Genomic DNA, 16,935 nt, shown 5'->3' with positions numbered 1-16,935 from the left:
CCCCGCCCTCCCGGAGGAGGACGGGGCTTCCCGTTGTCTTGCTGAGAACTACTCGCCGGAGGCGGCGGCCGGAGCCTCACCCGCGAGGGCGGCGACCGGCTTGTCCTCGGCGCCCGAGTCGGCCTTCTTGGTCAGCTTGGCCTTGGCCGCGAAGGTGAACTTCGCGTTCTCGCCCTGGCCTTCGCCGTCCCAGCCCTCGACGTCCACCACCACGACCTGACCGGCGCCCAGTTCGCCGAAGAGGATCTTCTCCGACAGCTGGTCCTCGATCTCGCGCTGAATGGTGCGACGCAGCGGGCGGGCGCCCAGGACCGGGTCGAAACCGCGCTTGGCGAGCAGGCTCTTGGCCTTCTCGGACAGCTCGATCTCCATGTCCTTGTTCTTCAGCTGGTTCGCGACGCGGCCGATCATCAGGTCGACCATCTGGATGATCTGGTCCTGAGTCAGCTGGTGGAACACGATCACGTCGTCGATACGGTTCAGGAACTCCGGGCGGAAGTGCTTCTTCAGCTCGTCGTTGACCTTCAGCTTCATCCGCTCGTAGTTCGAGCCCTCCGCGTTGGACTGGGCGAAGCCCAGGCCCACGGCCTTGGAGATGTCCGAGGTTCCGAGGTTCGAGGTGAAGATCAGCACGGTGTTCTTGAAGTCGACCGTACGACCCTGACCGTCGGTCAGGCGGCCGTCCTCCAGGACCTGCAACAGGGTGTTGTAGATCTCCTGGTGCGCCTTCTCGATCTCGTCGAACAGCACCACCGAGAACGGCTTGCGGCGCACCTTCTCGGTGAGCTGGCCGCCCTCCTCGTAACCGACGTAGCCCGGAGGGGCGCCGAACAGACGCGAGGCGGTGAAGCGGTCGTGGAACTCGCCCATGTCGATCTGGATGAGCGCGTCGTCCTCGCCGAACAGGAAGTTCGCCAGCGCCTTCGACAGCTCGGTCTTACCGACACCGGACGGGCCGGCGAAGATGAACGAGCCCGACGGACGCTTCGGGTCCTTCAGACCGGCGCGGGTGCGGCGGATGGCCTTGGACACGGCCTTGACCGCGTCCTCCTGGCCGATGATCCGCTTGTGCAGCTCGTCCTCCATGCGGAGCAGACGGGTGGTCTCCTCCTCGGTGAGCTTGAACACCGGGATACCGGTCCAGTTGGCCAGCACCTCCGCGATCTGCTCGTCGTCGACCTCGGCCACGACGTCCAGATCACCGGAGCGCCACTGCTTTTCGCGCTCGGCCCGCTTGGCGACGAGCTGCTTCTCCTTGTCGCGCAGACGCGCGGCCTTCTCGAAGTCCTGCGCGTCGATCGCGGACTCCTTCTCCCGGCGCGCCTCGGCGATCTTGTCGTCGAATTCGCGCAGGTCCGGCGGCGCGGTCATCCGGCGGATGCGCATGCGCGCGCCCGCCTCGTCGATGAGGTCGATCGCCTTGTCCGGCAGGAAGCGGTCGTTGATGTAGCGGTCGGCCAGCGTGGCCGCGGCGACGAGAGCGCCATCGGTGATGGAGACCCGGTGGTGCGCCTCGTAGCGGTCGCGCAGACCCTTGAGGATGTTGATGGTGTGCTCGACCGTCGGCTCGCCCACCTGGACCGGCTGGAACCGGCGCTCCAGGGCGGCGTCCTTCTCGATGTACTTGCGGTACTCGTCGAGGGTGGTGGCGCCGATGGTCTGCAGCTCACCGCGAGCCAGCTTGGGCTTCAGGATCGAGGCCGCGTCGATGGCGCCCTCGGCCGCGCCCGCACCCACCAGGGTGTGCAGCTCGTCGATGAACAGGATGATGTCGCCGCGGGTGTTGATCTCCTTGAGCACCTTCTTCAGGCGCTCCTCGAAATCACCGCGGTAGCGGCTGCCCGCGACCAGGGAACCCAGGTCGAGGGTGTACAGCTGCTTGTCCTTCAGCGTCTCCGGCACCTCGCCGTTGACGATGGCCTGGGCGAGACCCTCCACGACGGCGGTCTTACCGACGCCGGGCTCACCGATCAGGACCGGGTTGTTCTTGGTGCGGCGGCTCAGCACCTGCATGACGCGCTCGATTTCCTTCGAGCGGCCGATGACCGGGTCGAGCTTGCCCTCGAGGGCGGCCTGGGTCAGGTTGCGGCCGAACTGGTCCAGCACCAGCGAGGTGGACGGGGTGCCCTGCTCGCCACGCGAACCGGAACCCTCGACCGGCTCCTTGCCCTGGTACCCGGACAGCAGCTGAATGACCTGCTGACGGACGCGGTTGAGATCCGCGCCCAGCTTCACCAGCACCTGCGCCGCGACGCCCTCACCCTCGCGGATCAGGCCGAGCAGGATGTGCTCGGTGCCGATGTAGTTGTGGCCGAGCTGCAGCGCCTCACGCAGCGACAGCTCGAGCACCTTCTTGGCACGCGGGGTGAAGGGAATGTGACCGGACGGCGCCTGCTGGCCCTGTCCGATGATCTCCTCGACCTGCGAACGCACACCCTCCAGCGAGATGCCAAGGGACTCCAGCGACTTCGCCGCGACACCCTCGCCCTCGTGGATCAGGCCCAGCAGGATGTGCTCGGTGCCGATGTAGTTGTGGTTGAGCATCCGGGCCTCTTCTTGGGCCAGGACAACGACCCGCCGCGCGCGGTCGGTGAACCTCTCGAACATCGCTCCCTCACTCTCCTGCTCCGCCATCACTGGCATCCGGCGCTTCAGACCCTGTGCTGCCCTTCTGGTCGCCAGCCTGCCATGAAGCCCTGGGGTTGCATCCCCCGACTCCACTCTAGTTGCCGGGGGTCACGCACGTCGTCCGTCCACCCTATTGCGAACCGGCGACAGTACGACTCATTCAGTCATAACGGGGCAGTTGCGCGGCTCGTTTCCGAACTCGCTACGCCCACAGCGAACAAGCCGGTCAGTCCCGGAAATCGAGCGGGACGGCTATCCGGTGAGCGGCGGGACGAACTCACACGGGACCGGCCGCGGATGCTCCGGATCCAGAGCGTTGAGCGCGATCATCGCCCCGCGGTGGCTCCCCGCGATGGCGAGATGGTCGGAGTAGTCGATCGGGCAACCGTCCTGCATGAAGAAGTTCGTGACGTTCGGACCGGGCACCAGGCCGATCGTGTACGGCACGATCAGCTCGTCGTAGCGGGTATCCAGGTTGGTGTACGCCACGGTCGGGTCGTAGACGCCGTCGGCGTTCAGGGCCGTCATGAACGGATCCCCGCCGAGCATCTCCGAACAGGCCGGGCACACGCCCATGCCGATCGCGGCGTCCACGGTCGCGGTGTCGGCCCCCAGCCGCGCGGCGAAGGCCCGGACCATGGCCATATTGCCGCCGTAGGTGCCGAGCCACGGCGCGGCGATGGCCACGAACTTGTCCACCTGACCCGAACCGCCGAGCCGCTTGACGAAGTACTGGCCGACGATATTGCCCTGCGAATGGGCGATCAGGTCCACCTTCGGGGCGCCCGTCGCGACCCGTACCCGGGCCACGAAGGCGGCCAGCTGCGCCGAACTGTCCTCGATGGTCCGGAACCCGCCCATGGCCGACAACGGCCACGGCACGTCCAGCGCGCCGTAGGTGAGGGCGAAGACGCAGTAGCCCTCATTGGCCAGCAGCGGCGCGTAGGCGCCCCAGTTGGTCTGCGCCCCACCGGCGGTGCCGTGCACCAGCACCACCGGATCCGGATGCGCCGCGGACGGCTTGCAGTTCCAGTCGTTCGAACCCGGCAGCGAACCACCGGGATCGGCGAGCTCGTACGGAATACCCGCGAAGAAGTTGAAGCTCACCGGATACTCCGCGCGAGCCGCACCGCTCGCGGTGATTCCCAGCATGGCCAATACCGCCAGGATCAGCAGCGAACCCGATGTTCCCCGTACCCTTGTCATCATCCCTCCCGATGCCCCGAATCCCATGGCGAACCGTCCGGTCAGGCGCCCGTGAAGGGCGGGACGAACTCGCACGGGACCGGACGGGGGTGCGCCGGGTCCAGGGCGTTGAGCGTCATCATGGCCGCGCGGCGACTGCCCGCGATGGCCATGTGATCGGAGAAGTCGAGCGCGCAGCCTTCCTGCATCAGGTCGTTGGTGACGTTCGCGCCGGGGACCAGGGCGATCGACGGCCACACCGCCTCGTCGAAATTGGAGGCCAGGTTGGTGTAGGTGACCGACGGGTCGAACACGCCGTCGGCGTTCAGGGCGTTCATGAAGGAGGAGTTGCCGAGCATCTCCGGGCAGGCCTGGCAGATGACGCCCATGGTGGCCAGGTTGTCGATCTGGTCCGCGGTCGCGCCCAACTGCTGACCGAAGGCCCGGATCACGTTCATCTGGTCGCCGAAGATGCCCAACCACGGGGGCGCGATGGCCGCGAAGTGGTTGACCTTGCCGGCGCCGCCGAGCCGCTTGATGAAGTAGTTGCCGACGGTGTTGCCCTGCGAGTGGGCGACGAAGTCGACCTGCGCGGCGCCGGTCGCCGACAGCACCCGGTTCACGAATGCGGCCAGCTGAGCGGCACTTTCGGGGATCGGCTTCATCCCGCCCAGGGCGTTCAACGGCCAGGGGACGTCGAGGGCGCCGTAGGTCAGGGCGAACACACAGTAGCCCTCGTTGGCGAGCAGCGGCGCGTAGGCGCCCCAGTTGGTCTGCGCGCCGCCCGCGGTGCCGTGGATCAGCACCACCGGATCGGGGTGTGTGGCCGTGGGCTTGCACGACCAGTCATTGGCGCCGGGCAGCGAGCCGCCCGGATTCAGCAGCTCGTTCGGGATACCCGCGAAGAAACTGAATGTGACCGGGTATTCCGCGCGAGCCGTACCGCTCGCGGTGATACCTAATATCGCCAGCACCGCCATGATCAGCAGTGATCCTGGCGTTCCACGCATGGGCATCCTCTGCATGTTCCCTCCCAAATTAGAACGCGTTCCGACAACCTAGTCAGGAAACAAGCACGGAGGATGGATTACTGGCGAGTAAGTTCTGACACCGGTTTCACTACAGGAAAACAGCGATGGCCGGGACCCGCAGGCGGCTTGTGTTGCCGCACATCGGGTCCCGGCCATCGCCGGAAAAGCGTGCTGAATTACTGCCGGGCGGAAGGGAATCCGGGCTGCGGGGCATGCTGCGGGTACATCGGAGCCGAGGCCGCGGCCGGAGCCGACACCGACTTCTGATCCGCCCTGGCGTGCTGCATGCCCGCCACGAACAGCGCACCCGTCAGCACCAGGAAGGCCAGCGTGTGGATCACCGCGCGCACGACGTTCCAAGCCACCCAGGAGCTTTCGAACTGGGACCGCACCGCCGCCAGATCCGGGATCCGAGCGACATCACCGGCATTGGCCAGCTGGTTGTTGAGCGGCACGTTCAGGCCGGAGGTCACCGCGAAGGCGATCACATTGAGCGCCAGCGCGACGCCGACCCAGATCAGCGTGGTGCGGGTGTCCTTGCCCAGGTGCAGGGCCGCGGCCAGCACGGTGAAGCCGACCGAACCCATGAAGGCGAGCATGAACGGCGGGTTGATGATGACCACGTTGATCTTCTGCATGATGTCGACGAAGGTGCGGTCGTCGGACTGGCCCAGAGCCGTCATCACCGAGGTCGCGTAGGCGAAGAAGATGCCGGCGGTGAGACCCGTGGTCAGCGTCGCCGCCACCAGCGCGGCCGTGCGAAGTGCGAACATCGATCTCTCCTGACTGGATCCGCCGCCCGAACTCCCGGGCGATCAACTACATCCAGTCAACAGTCCGGGGCACCGGAAACCCATGGCTCAGAAGCTCACCCCCATGCGCGCGGGTCCAGGGTCAGAGATCGCGCTCCGAGATGACGCCGGACTGCATGGCCAGGTTGGCGAGGCGGACGCGTTTCTGGTTCTGTGGCAGGTCCTCGACGCCGAACTTGGCGAACAGGGCGCGCAGGTGGGTCTTGATGGCGTCGACGCTGAGGAAGAGTTCGGCCGCGATCTGCTGGTTCGAGGCGGGCGAGGCGAAGCCGTCATTGCCGCGCAGGGGGCGGCAGAGCGCGATCAGCACCGACCGCTGGGTCTCGGTGAGCGAGCGGAGCGTGGGCAGCCCGCCGGTCGAGGTCTGCGTGACATCGCCTGCGGCGCCGCTGAAGTCGTGGAAGGTGACCCGCGAGGTGCCCATCCGGATGACGTCCCCCGGCTGCAATCGATGCCGCCCCACCAGGCGGTCACCGTTGACGAAGGTGCCGTTGCGGGACAGGCCGTCGTCCACGATGGTCCAGTGCGCGCCCAGGTACTCCGCGGTCGCATGCAGGCGCGACACCTCCGCGTCCCAGGACAGCGACAGATCGGCCTGCGGGGAGCGGCCGATGGTGATCCGGGGCTGGTCGGAGGACAGCATCAACTCGTGCTGGCGTCCCTCTTGGTCCTTGACCCGGAGGAAGGAACCGTGGAAAGCGGTCACTGTGCCGATACCTCTTCTCTACACCCAGCCAGTGACATCGTCTGCACGTTTCAATGGTGCCTGGCCACCCCGGGCAGTAGCAAGATCGCAGTTGATCCTCTGGTTATACGCAAAGCGTATGAATAAACCACTGCCGCCCGGGTCGCACGAACACCCGGACGGCAGTCGAATCGGCGACTAGCGGACACTAGTTCTTAGCGGCGGCCTTGTTGTAAGCCTCGGTGATGTCAGCGGAGATACGACCACGGGCGGACACCTTGTGTCCATTCCGGCGAGCCCATTCGCGAATGGCCGCGCTTTGTTCACGGTCGATCGAGACCCGGTTCTTCGGTCCCGCGGCCGGAGCGCCGGCCACCTTGGTGCGACGCCGTCCGCTCGTGCGCCGAGCGGCCGAAACCCAAGTCTCCAGACCCTCCCGAAGCTTGGCCGCATTCGCCGTCGACAAGTCGATCTCGTACGAGACGCCATCGATAGCGAACTCGATGGTCTCGTCCGCGATGGACTCACCGTCGACATCGTCGATCAAGCTAACGGTGACCTTCTTTGCCATGAGATGAACGTCCTCTCGAAATCGTGCGACCCACATAGTCAGGCCGATTACCCGACGCCAGAATACCGCTAATTCCGATAGTCCCAGAACAGGCCCCGGAAATGCAATCCGGAGAACTAACGGGCGGCCGGCCGCACAATTGGAAAGAGTATCGTTTCCCGGATTCCGTGGCCAGTCAGGGCCATCAGCAAACGATCGATACCCATACCCGTTCCCGTTGTGGGGGGCATACCGTGCTCCATCGCGGCGAGGAAGTCCTCGTCCAGGCGCATCGCCTCGTCGTCACCGGCCGCCGCCAAACGCGCCTGATCCATGAAACGTTCCCGCTGGATCACCGGATCCACCAGTTCCGAATAGCCGGTGGCCAGTTCGAAGCCGCGCACGTACAGGTCCCACTTCTCGGTAACCCCGGGCTTGCTCCGATGCTGACGGGTCAGCGGCGATGTCTCCACCGGGAAGTCGCGCACGAAAGTCGGGGCGTAGAGCTTGTCGCCGTAGACGTGCTCCCACAGTTCCTCGACCAGTTTGCCGTGACCGTAGCCCTTACCCTGCGGAATTTCCAGACCGACCCGATCCGCGAGCGCCAGCAATTCCTCGACGGAAGTTTCCGGGGTGACCTCGGTACCGATCTGCTCGGACAGCGACGGGTACATCTCGACGGTCGCCCACTCGCCGGACAGATCGTATTCGGTGCCGTCGGCCAGCGTCACCACCTGCGTGCCGTAGACCTCCTGCGCGACTTCCTGGATCAATTCGCGCATCATCACGGCGGAATCATCGTAGGTGCCGTACGCCTCGTAGGTTTCCAGCATTGCGAACTCGGGCGAATGCGTGGAGTCCGCGCCCTCGTTGCGGAAGTTCCGGTTGATCTCGAAGACCTTCTCGATGCCGCCCACCACGCAACGCTTCAGGAACAGCTCCGGCGCGATGCGCAGGAACAGCTCCATGTCGAGCGCGTTGGAGTGGGTGGTGAACGGACGGGCCGCCGCGCCGCCGTGGATGGTCTGCAGCATCGGGGTCTCGACCTCGAGGAATCCCCTGCGCTCCAACGCGTTTCGCAGCGCGCGCACCGCGGCGACGCGGGTGCGGGCCATCTCACGCGCCTCCGGGCGCACGATCAGGTCGACATAGCGCTGCCGGACCCGGGACTCCTCGTTCATCTCCTTGTGCGCCACCGGCAGCGGGCGCAGCGACTTCGCCGCCATCTCCCACGAGTCGGCCATGACGCTCAATTCGCCGCTGCGCGAGGCGATCACCTCACCGCGCACGAACACGAAGTCACCCAGGTCGACATCGGCCTTCCAGGCCGCCAGCGACTCCGCGCCGACACCGTTCAGGCTGATCATCGCCTGCAGCTTGGTGCCGTCGCCCTCCTGCAGGGTGGCGAAACACAACTTGCCGGTATTACGGACGAAAATGACGCGCCCCGCGATCCCGACCGTCTGACCGGTCTGGGTATCGGACGCCAGCTCCGGGTACGCCGCCCGAATTTCGGCGAGCGTGTGGGTGCGATCCACCACCACCGGATAAGCCTCGCGGCCCTCCCCCAGCAACCGTTCCCGCTTCTCCTGGCGAATCCGCATCTGCTCGGGGACGTCATGCTCCACCGCGGGCGCCGCGGCACGCTTTTGCCCAGCGGAAACGGTGGTGCTTGCAGAAGAAGGAGAGGGAGGGGTGCTCACGGGTACCCAGCCTATCCTGCGGCGGAAACCTTTTTCACTCCCCCGCCTCCCCGCGACTCCAGCGTCCGACCCGGGCAGCGTCGACCGTCTCGCACGCGTACCAGCGGTCGAGTGCCGAAACAATTTCGGCCGTACCCGACGAGTTGCCCCGGGTGGCACGAAATCAGTCGGCAACTCCGCGATCGAAGGCTACAGCCACGCCAGGGTGGCGACCTCGCGTTCGAAGTGGGGCGCCGAGGCGGCGACGGTCAGCAGACCGGCGGCCTTCAGCGCCTGATATCCGCCTTCCAGGTCGGTGGCGCGGCGCAGGCCGAGCTGCTGCAGGGAGGCGGCGGCCAGGCTGGAGGTGTAGCCCTCCGAGCAAACGACGATCCATTCCACGTCGTGGTGCTCGGCCATGGCCAAACGCGCGGAACTGGACGGGTCCAAACGCCATTCCAGCACATTCCGCTCGATGACCAGCGCGCCCGGCAGGGTGCCCTCGCGCAGGCGCTGCGCCTGCGGGCGAATATCCACCAGAATCGCACCGCGGGCGATGGCCTGCGGCAATTCGATCGGGAGCAGGCGACGCAGCTGCTGGCGCGCCTGGGCGAGCATGCCGTCGATCGTCAAGTGGGTCATTCGAGTTCGCCTTCGGGCTGGTCGGTGAGGACGGAACGGGTGCGCCGCAGGGTGCCGTGGCCGGTGACCTCGTAATAGGACATGGCCGTCAGCGGCGGGGAATAGGCGTGCACGCTCAGGGTCGGATTCAGCGGGCCGGTGATGCCCGCCTCGGATGCTCCACCAATGGACTCAGTGGGGGCCCGCACCACGTCGTGCACCCAGCCGAGCGGGAAGGAGGCCTGGTCGCCGGCGGTGAGGGTGCGGCGGCGCAGGTCCCGGCCGTTCCAGCGGTATTCCGAGAGCGCGCCGGACAGCACGGTCAGCGCGCCCAGCGAGCCCGCGTGGTCGTGCAGTTCGGTGTACTTGCCCTCCACCCAGCTGATCAGCCAGACGTCGACCTCGTCGTCCGCGACAAGCCTTGCGGCCCAGCGGTTCTCGGTGGGCCACAGGCCGCCGTCGGGCAGCAGGTGATCGTAGCGGCCCTCCAGCACGTCCTGGGCGCTCTCATCGGTCAGGCGCAGCAGGTCGGCCGGACGCAGCCGGGTGGGCAGGGCGGAGGCGGTGGCGCGCTCGGTGACCTCGGGCAACAGGCCCGACGTGGCGGCGGCACGCGAATCGACAGATAAGGAAAGAACAGAGGAACGCATGAGCGCATCTCCAAGAAGTGTGAAAGTGGCCGGGGCTATACGAAGCCTCGACGACCGTCGAGGCGAATCAGCCTCGACAACACTCCTGGGTGCTCACACGGAAATACACGTTGCCCAGCCTAGCAGCCGATTGCACCTGCACAAGACCCGAACACGTCACACTTCCGAACGCGACAACTGATTTGGTGAGGTTCGGGGTAACTCACCGGGTACGCCCAGAATCGGTTCGGCACCCACCCGCCGGCCCGCATGCACGACGGTCAACGGCTCCCAGCCGGGCGCTGAAGTCTCGGGGAGGCGGAACTGCGCGCCTGATTGCGCTCGTACACCAGCCGCAGGCCGTCCAGGGTCAGGTTCGGCTCGTGATGCTCGATGGTCTCCGACTCCGGCACGATCAGCGGCGCCGTCGCACCCGTCGCCACCACCGCCACATCGTCGCCGGAGAAGGCGTCGATATCCCGGATCCGGTCGATCAGGCCGTCCACCAGGCCCGCGAACCCGAAGATGGCGCCCGACTGCAGACACTCCATGCTGTTCTTGCCCACCACCGACCGCGGCCGGGTCAACTCCGCGCGCCGCAGCGCGCTGCGGGAGATCAGCGCCTCGGTGGAAATCTCCACACCCGGCGCGATACTGCCGCCCAGGAATTCACCCTTCGCCGACACCAGGTCCACACAGATGGCGGTCCCGAAATCCACCACGATGGCGGGGGATTGGAAACGGTGATATGCCGCAAGACAATTCACGATCCGGTCCGCGCCGACCTCTTTGGGATTGTCCACCAGCAACGGAATACCCGTGCGCACACCGGGTTCCACGAGCACATGCGGTACATGACCCCAATAGCGCGAGAGCATCTCGCGTAGCTCACGCAGCACCGGCGGCACCGTGGACAGCGCCGCGACACCCACCACCTGATCGGCGTCCGCGCCGATCAGACCGCGCACCTGCAGCGCGAACTCGTCCGCGGTCAACAGCGGATTGGTGTGCATCCGCCAGTGCCGGGCCAGCTTCGCGTGCTCCCCGCTGCCGGAGAACAGGCCCAGCTCGATGCTGGTATTGCGGACGTCGATACAGAGCAGCATGCCCGCCCCGCCGCTCAGGCCATCGTGAGTGAACGCGGCGAGATCAGGTCCGAGCCCTCCGGGGCGTGCGCCGGATCGGTGCCCAGCTCGATCGGGCGATTGCGTTCGTCGACGAAAACCACGTGCGGAGCGTAGTTCTCGAGCTCCTTCGCGTCCATCATGCCGTAGGCGATGAGGATCACCAGGTCGCCCGGGTGCACGAGATGCGCTGCCGCGCCGTTGATTCCGATCACGCCGGAACCGCGCTCACCGGCGATCACATAGGTCTCGAGGCGGGCCCCGTTGGTGATGTCGACAATGCTGACCTTCTCACCCTCGAGCAGATCGGCAGCATCGAGCAGGTCCTGGTCCACGGTCACCGAACCCACGTAATGCAGATCGGCGTGAGTCACCGTGGCGCGGTGGATCTTCGACGTCATCATGGTGCGCAACATCGTCGTCGCCTTCCTACTGGGTCGCCTGGGCAGGCTGGTCGGGAACGGTGGGCAGGCCGTCGAGGGCCTGTCCGACGGGAACATGCATGTTGTCGATCAAGCGGGTGCTGCCGATCCGGGCCGCGATCAGCAGCCGGGCATTGCCGGTCGGCCACGCCTCGGAGAAATCGGAGCCGCGCAGGGTCAGGTAGTCGACCTCGATATCGGGCGCCGTATCCAGCACCGACTGCGCGGTCTCCAGCACGGCCTCCGGGCCCTTGCCGGCCGCGTGCCGGCCGGCCAGCAGCGCGGCCGACAGGGTGGTGGCCAGCTCGCGCTCCTCGGGGTTCAGGAAGCGGTTGCGCGAGGACAGCGCCAGACCGTCGGCCTCGCGAATGGTGGCCGCGGGCACCACCTTCACGTCCATGTTCAGATCCACCACCATCTGGCGGATCAGGGACAGCTGCTGATAGTCCTTCTCACCGAAGAACGCCTCGTGCGGCTGACAGATATTGAGCAGCTTCGACACCACGGTCAGCACGCCGGAGAAATGGCCCGGCCGGGTCGCGCCCTCGAGGATGTCGCCGTACGGACCGGCCTGCACGGTGGTGCGGGGACCGAACGGGTACATGCTCTGCGCACTCGGCGCGAAGACCAGCTCCACGCCCTCACCGCGCAGCAGCTCCACATCCGCGTCCAGGGTGCGCGGGTACTTGTCGAGATCCTCGTTCGCGCCGAACTGCAGCGGATTCACGAAGATCGACACGATCACGGTGGTGTTGGTGACCTTCGCCAGCCGCACCAACTCCAGATGGCCCTCGTGCAGCGCGCCCATGGTCGGCACCAGCGCGACCCGGCGGCCCACCGAACGCAACGCCTTCACGACCTTGGTCATGACGGCCGGATCGTGGTGCACGGTCAGCTCACCGCGCTTGTACGTTCCGATCAGCTTGGGGTCCATCAGTGTCCTTTCTCCGGCCGGTCGGGGGCCTCCGTGGTTACGCTTCGCTGCCGGCCCTGACCGCCCGGCCGGGGTCCTTCCAACAGATCGATGAGAGCGGGATTGCTGCGGGCGCGCTCGGCCGCACGCAGCGACTGGGCCCGGTAACCGGCGGCCAGGCGCGGATCCAGCGCCTCGAAAGCCTCCAGGTGCGCGGCCACCGCGGCCACATCACCGCGGGCGACCGGACCGGTCAACGCGGCCGGGCCGCGCCGCAGGGCATTGTCGAGAGCCGCCGAGGCCAGCGGGGCGAGCACGCGCTCGGCCAGGCCGTTCGGCTGATCGTCCACGAGCTGCTGACCCAGCAGACCCGGACCGGACAGAGCCGCGCGCAGCGCCTCCACCGCATCCACGATCAGGGTCACCAGATGGTTGCTGCCATGCGCGAGAGCCGCGTGATAGAGGGTGCGGTTCTCCTCCGCCACCCGCACCGGCTCGCCGCCCATCTCGATCACCAGCGACTGCGCGATGGCGTAGCCGATGTCGTCCGCGGCGGTCACGCCGAAGCAGGCATTCGCCAGCCTGGCCACATCCTCGTCGTGCCCGGTGAACGTCATGGCCGGGTGAATCGCCAACGGCAGCGCGCCCAGCTCGGTCAGCGGCGCGAGCACTCCGACACCGTTCGCACCCGAGGTGTGCACCACGATCGTGCCCGAGCGCACCGCGTGCGCGGCCGCCAAACCCGCGACCAGACCGGGCAACTCGCTGTCCGGAACAGCCAGAACCAGCAGTTCACTGCGGGCCGCCACCTCCTCGGCCGGCAGGATGTGGGAATCCGGCAGGCGCGTGGTGGCACGCCGCACCGAGGCGTCCGAAATCGCGGACACCCCGAAAACGACATGGCCGGCACGCTCCAGTGCCACACCCAGTGCTGAGCCGACGCGTCCCGCCGAGACGATTCCCACCGTCAACCGTGCAGGCGCAGGATCGGTCCCGCAGACATCCTTGTCCGAGGTCACTTCGTCCTCTCGAAAGTCGTTCCAGTCCCGCCATGCGGGTACCGGACGTTACGAGAGCGAGAATATCGCCGCCGATTCGCCAGAGCTACCCAGTGTGGGATAGGCAACTCTCGCGGCGCTCAGGGGCTTCGCCCCGAACCCCCTCGAGATCCGCGGGGCAAGCCCCGCACCCCGAGGAGGCGCACCGCTAGTTGCTGCTCTCCGACTTGAGGTTCGCCATGATCTCGGCGACCGAGAGGCGCTGGGTGCCTTCGGGGTCGGCGCTGTCGTCGCGGCGACGGCGGCGGGAGGCGGCGCGGCCGACGGGGACCGCGGCGGCGGGCTCGGGGGCCAGGCGCGGGACCGGGGTGGCGGTGCTGCCCTTGCCGATGTCGGTGGCGTGGCCGTTGGTGGCGGGTTCGGGCTCCGGAGTTTCGGCGGGGGCGGCCGGGGCCTCCGGGTCGGCGGCCGGGGGTTCGGGGGCCGGGTCGGCGGCGCGTTCGGCCTCGTAGTCCTGACGCATGGCGTCGGTGATGATCGAGGTTTCGGCGGTGACCGGGTCGTCGAAGGGGGTCGCGAAAGCCGGGGGCTCGGGGTGCGAGGGGTCGAATTTGGGGGCGATGCGGGCGCGCGGGTCGTCCTCGTCCTCGGCCTGATCGGGGGACGACCACGGGTCCCAGGGGTCCGCGTTCGGCCAGTTATCGTTCGCCGCTTCCGGAGCCGTAACCGGGTCGCCACCCGGAAGTTCTTGAACCCGAACGGCATCGGCCCGCAGGGCGGGGCGCTCGGAGGGCAGGTCGCCGTCGAAGAGGCGCTGCAGGCTCTCGCGCAGGACCGTCAGTTCGGCGCGCAGCGCGGCCATTTCCGTGGCGTCCGCGCCGACCTCGTGGCGGACCCGGGTCTCCACGCCCAGCTCGTATTCGCGGCGGGCAGCAACCTCGCGTTCCAGCTGCAGTTGGTAGACCTTCTGGAGGTCGCCCACTTTCGCCTTGTCGACGGCCGCCTCCCTGCGATAACGGGTGGCCGCGAGGGCGCCGATGGCGGCCGCCCAGAGCGCCGCGACCAGGCCCACCCGGATCAGGTGGAGGTTGTCACTGAAGACCAGGAAAACGCTGGCAACCAGTCCGAGGAGAAGCAGAAAGCCGGTGAAGAACTTTCCCGCATCCTCCCGGCGGCGACGGGAAGCACTGCTACGGGAGGGTGAAACCATGTCAGCCAGCGTAGCGTGATCTTCCGGGCACGTCCCCAACCTTGGCGATGATCAGCATCGTTACGATAGCTATGAAGTAGCTGCCTCGTCGGGCGGCTCGATGGGCGCGCGACAGCAATACTCCAGCCACAACGCCGCCGCGACCAGCGCGATACCGCTGACCAGACCCACCACCGTGCCCGGCGTATCCGCGGTCGCCGCACGCAGATCCGAATGCATGGCCAACCACACCAGGAAACCCAGCCAGATCCCGCCCACCAGCGAGCCCACCTGCGCCGACGCCTTGGCCAGCGCCACCGCGCGGGCCGCCGTGATCGGATGCAGCTGCCCCGAACCGGGACCGATCCCGTGATTGTCCTTGCGCTGCCGAATCACGAAGGCCAGCACCACCTCCAGCAGCGCCACCGGCAGCAGCGACGCGCCCGAGAACACCGAGATCGGCGGGAAGCTGGAGTACGCCACATTGGTGGCGATCCACGCCACCACCGCGGCCAGCAGCACGTTCGCGCACAGATCGAGAATGCGAGTCGGCTTCACCGCGGCGACCAGCCCAGCGTCAACTCGGTGCGGCGCACGCCCAGCACCTCGGCGCCGTCCAAGGCGGACAGCCACTCTCGCAACGAGCGCAGCACCCCGGCCGCCTCCAGCTCCGCGTCCGGCTCCACCTCGAGCCACGGCACCAGCACGAACGCACGGTGATGCGCCTGCGGGTGCGGCAGCGTCAGCACCGGATCCAGACTGCGCACCACGGTCCGGCCCTCGCGGCGGCGCTGCTCGGCGGACACCACGTCCACGTCGAGAGTGCGCGCGCCCCAGCGGACTTCCCGGACCCGGCCCGCCGCCTGCTCCAGCTCCTGCCCGAGGCGTAGCCAGTCCGAGGGCTCCAACGCCGGATCGTCGGCCACCAGGACCGCATTCAGATAGTCCTGCTGCGGCACCCCGCCCCAGGGCGGCGTCGAGTACACCGACGAAACCGCCACCAGGCGCGGGCCCAGCGCCTCCACGACACTGCGCAGATGCGCGAGCCGGTCGCCGAGATTGGATCCGATGGACAGGACTACGCGGGTCACCGCTACTCCTCCGCTCCCTCAGGGTCTGTTGCGCGCCGGCGGGACGTGACTACACGGACGTCTTCGAAGGTATGCGGAATCGGCGCGAAAGGCTTGTGCAGCACCACTTCCAGCGCCTGGATGCGGGAATCGGCCATCACCTCGTCGGCGATGTCGGAGACCACCGTCTCGATCAGATCCTTCGGCTCGCCCGCCACGATGGCCACCACCTGCTCGGCGAGCTCGCCGTAGTGGATGGTGTCGGCGATATCGTCGGATTTCGCGGCGGCCGAGAAGTCGGTCCACAGCGTGAGATCCACGACGAACTCCTGGCCGTCGCGCTTCTCGAAGTCGAACACCCCGTGGTGGCCGAAGACGCGCAGGCCGCGCAATTCGATCCGGTCCCCGCTCACCGCCGCTGCCCCGCTTCCCGCCGATACCGCTCCCGCAGCTGCCGCGCGGCCCGGGTGGTGGCGTCCACCACCGAAATCGCGTCGAGCGACGACCGCACGTCGTGTACCCGCACACCCCACGCGCCGTGCTCGGCGGCCAGCGCCGAGATCGTGGCCGTGGCCACCTCGCGGCCGTCGGGCGGGCGCGGGGTCTCACCCTCGGCCAGCAGCGCGCCGAGGAAGCGCTTGCGGGAGGCCCCGATCAGGATCGGGATCCCGGCGTCCATCATCTCGGTCATGCGATAGAACAAGCCGCCCAGCAACTCCCAGTTGTGGTCGGAGTTCTTGGCGAAGCCCAGGCCCGGATCCAATACCAGCTGGTCCAGGCCGACGCCGCCGGCGATCGCGAACTCGACCTGCGCCTCGAGTTCCTCCCACACCTTCGACACCACGTCGTCGTACTGCTCGGCGGGCCCGGCGTGCCGGTAGTCCGCCTCGGCGCGCCAGTGCATGAGGATCCACGGAATCCCGGACTCCGCGACCACTTTCACCATGTCCGGGTCGGCGCGACCGCCGGACACGTCGTTGACCATGGTCACGCCCGCCGCGATCGCCGCCGCGGCCACATCGGCCCGCATGGTGTCCACACTGGTCGGCACACCCGCCGCGGCCAACTCGCGGATCACCGGAACCACCCGCGCCGCTTCGGTTTCCGGATCGATCCGGATCGCGCCCGGCCGCGTCGACTCACCGCCGACATCGACGATGTCCGCGCCCATCTCGTACAGCTCGAGCCCGTGCGCGACCGCCAGACCGGGATCCAGGTAGCGGCCGCCATCGGAGAACGAATCGCTGGTGACATTGACTACGCCCATCACCACACAGGAACGCCCCCCACGCGGCTCCAACAGGCGTGATGTCACAACGACCCCAGACTCCCGCACCCCAGGTTCGCGGCCAAGCGGGGAGCGAAGCGGAGGAGCGGAGGAGGGAAGAATCGAGAC

General features: G+C 67.4%; 18 protein-coding genes. All 18 read right to left on the bottom strand.

From position 1 onward, the window contains the following. Positions 1-48 precede the first annotated feature (48 nt). Entirely contained in the window at positions 49-2,607 is a 2,559-nt protein-coding gene (locus ACFV4K_RS08930) for an ATP-dependent Clp protease ATP-binding subunit (RefSeq protein WP_379273301.1), read from the bottom strand. A gap of 273 nt (positions 2,608-2,880) precedes the next feature. After that, positions 2,881-3,837 carry an esterase/lipase family protein gene (locus ACFV4K_RS08925; RefSeq protein WP_379273299.1) on the bottom strand — a complete coding sequence of 319 codons (957 nt, stop codon included), beginning with the start codon at positions 3,835-3,837 and terminating at the stop codon, positions 2,881-2,883. Positions 3,838-3,875: 38 nt separating this feature from the next. Continuing rightward, entirely contained in the window at positions 3,876-4,823 is a 948-nt protein-coding gene (locus ACFV4K_RS08920; protein WP_379273298.1) for an esterase/lipase family protein, read from the bottom strand. Between the two features lie 197 nt (positions 4,824-5,020). Further along, on the bottom strand, positions 5,021-5,617 hold the full coding sequence (locus ACFV4K_RS08915) for a DUF1772 domain-containing protein (RefSeq protein ID WP_379273297.1): 597 nt from the start codon (positions 5,615-5,617) through the stop codon (positions 5,021-5,023). A gap of 121 nt (positions 5,618-5,738) precedes the next feature. After that, on the bottom strand, positions 5,739-6,362 hold the full coding sequence (locus ACFV4K_RS08910; protein ID WP_379273295.1) for an FHA domain-containing protein: 624 nt from the start codon (positions 6,360-6,362) through the stop codon (positions 5,739-5,741). A 187-nt stretch (positions 6,363-6,549) separates the two neighbouring features. Continuing rightward, the gene (locus ACFV4K_RS08905) at positions 6,550-6,912 is read right to left on the bottom strand and encodes an Lsr2 family protein (protein WP_357087475.1); all 363 of its coding nucleotides are present in this window, start codon (positions 6,910-6,912) and stop codon (positions 6,550-6,552) included. Positions 6,913-7,028: 116 nt separating this feature from the next. Next, positions 7,029-8,495, bottom strand: a complete 1,467-nt coding sequence (gene lysS, locus ACFV4K_RS08900) for a lysine--tRNA ligase (protein WP_379273340.1) — start codon at positions 8,493-8,495, stop codon at positions 7,029-7,031. Positions 8,496-8,783: 288 nt separating this feature from the next. Next, a complete protein-coding gene (locus tag ACFV4K_RS08895) occupies positions 8,784-9,215 on the bottom strand; it encodes a rhodanese-like domain-containing protein (protein ID WP_357275706.1) in 432 nt (143 codons plus the stop codon). Continuing rightward, a complete protein-coding gene (locus ACFV4K_RS08890; RefSeq protein ID WP_379273293.1) occupies positions 9,212-9,844 on the bottom strand; it encodes a cysteine dioxygenase in 633 nt (210 codons plus the stop codon). Before ACFV4K_RS08890 ends, ACFV4K_RS08895 begins: the two co-directional genes overlap by 4 nt. Positions 9,845-10,104: 260 nt before the next feature. Then, entirely contained in the window at positions 10,105-10,929 is an 825-nt protein-coding gene (locus ACFV4K_RS08885; RefSeq protein ID WP_379273291.1) for a type III pantothenate kinase, read from the bottom strand. A gap of 14 nt (positions 10,930-10,943) precedes the next feature. Next, the gene (gene panD / locus ACFV4K_RS08880) at positions 10,944-11,363 is read right to left on the bottom strand and encodes an aspartate 1-decarboxylase (RefSeq protein ID WP_357087483.1); all 420 of its coding nucleotides are present in this window, start codon (positions 11,361-11,363) and stop codon (positions 10,944-10,946) included. Positions 11,364-11,376: 13 nt separating this feature from the next. After that, complete coding sequence (gene panC / locus ACFV4K_RS08875; RefSeq protein WP_379273289.1) at positions 11,377-12,303, bottom strand: pantoate--beta-alanine ligase; 927 nt, start codon at positions 12,301-12,303, stop codon at positions 11,377-11,379. Next, a complete protein-coding gene (locus ACFV4K_RS08870; protein WP_379273287.1) occupies positions 12,303-13,301 on the bottom strand; it encodes a Rossmann-like and DUF2520 domain-containing protein in 999 nt (332 codons plus the stop codon). Before ACFV4K_RS08870 ends, panC begins: the two co-directional genes overlap by 1 nt. A gap of 187 nt (positions 13,302-13,488) precedes the next feature. Further along, complete coding sequence (locus ACFV4K_RS08865) at positions 13,489-14,490, bottom strand: DUF6779 domain-containing protein (protein ID WP_379273285.1); 1,002 nt, start codon at positions 14,488-14,490, stop codon at positions 13,489-13,491. Positions 14,491-14,559: 69 nt separating this feature from the next. Further along, positions 14,560-15,027 (bottom strand): DUF3180 domain-containing protein, encoded by a 468-nt coding sequence (locus ACFV4K_RS08860; RefSeq protein ID WP_357087494.1) that lies wholly within the window; start codon positions 15,025-15,027, stop codon positions 14,560-14,562. Continuing rightward, positions 15,024-15,560, bottom strand: coding sequence for a 2-amino-4-hydroxy-6-hydroxymethyldihydropteridine diphosphokinase (folK, locus tag ACFV4K_RS08855; RefSeq protein ID WP_379273283.1), 537 nt, complete (start codon positions 15,558-15,560; stop codon positions 15,024-15,026). The genes ACFV4K_RS08860 and folK overlap by 4 nt, the downstream gene beginning before the upstream one ends. A gap of 2 nt (positions 15,561-15,562) precedes the next feature. Further along, the gene (gene folB / locus ACFV4K_RS08850; protein WP_379273281.1) at positions 15,563-15,952 is read right to left on the bottom strand and encodes a dihydroneopterin aldolase; all 390 of its coding nucleotides are present in this window, start codon (positions 15,950-15,952) and stop codon (positions 15,563-15,565) included. Further along, positions 15,949-16,806 carry a dihydropteroate synthase gene (folP, locus tag ACFV4K_RS08845; RefSeq protein WP_379273279.1) on the bottom strand — a complete coding sequence of 286 codons (858 nt, stop codon included), beginning with the start codon at positions 16,804-16,806 and terminating at the stop codon, positions 15,949-15,951. Before folP ends, folB begins: the two co-directional genes overlap by 4 nt. Positions 16,807-16,935 lie beyond the last annotated feature (129 nt).

The sequence above is a fragment of the Nocardia sp. NPDC059764 genome (genome assembly GCF_042732555.1).
GTDB lineage: Bacteria > Actinomycetota > Actinomycetes > Mycobacteriales > Mycobacteriaceae > Nocardia.
Note: the sequence above shows the minus strand (reverse complement) of the source record. Positions and strands in the feature narration are given on the sequence as shown.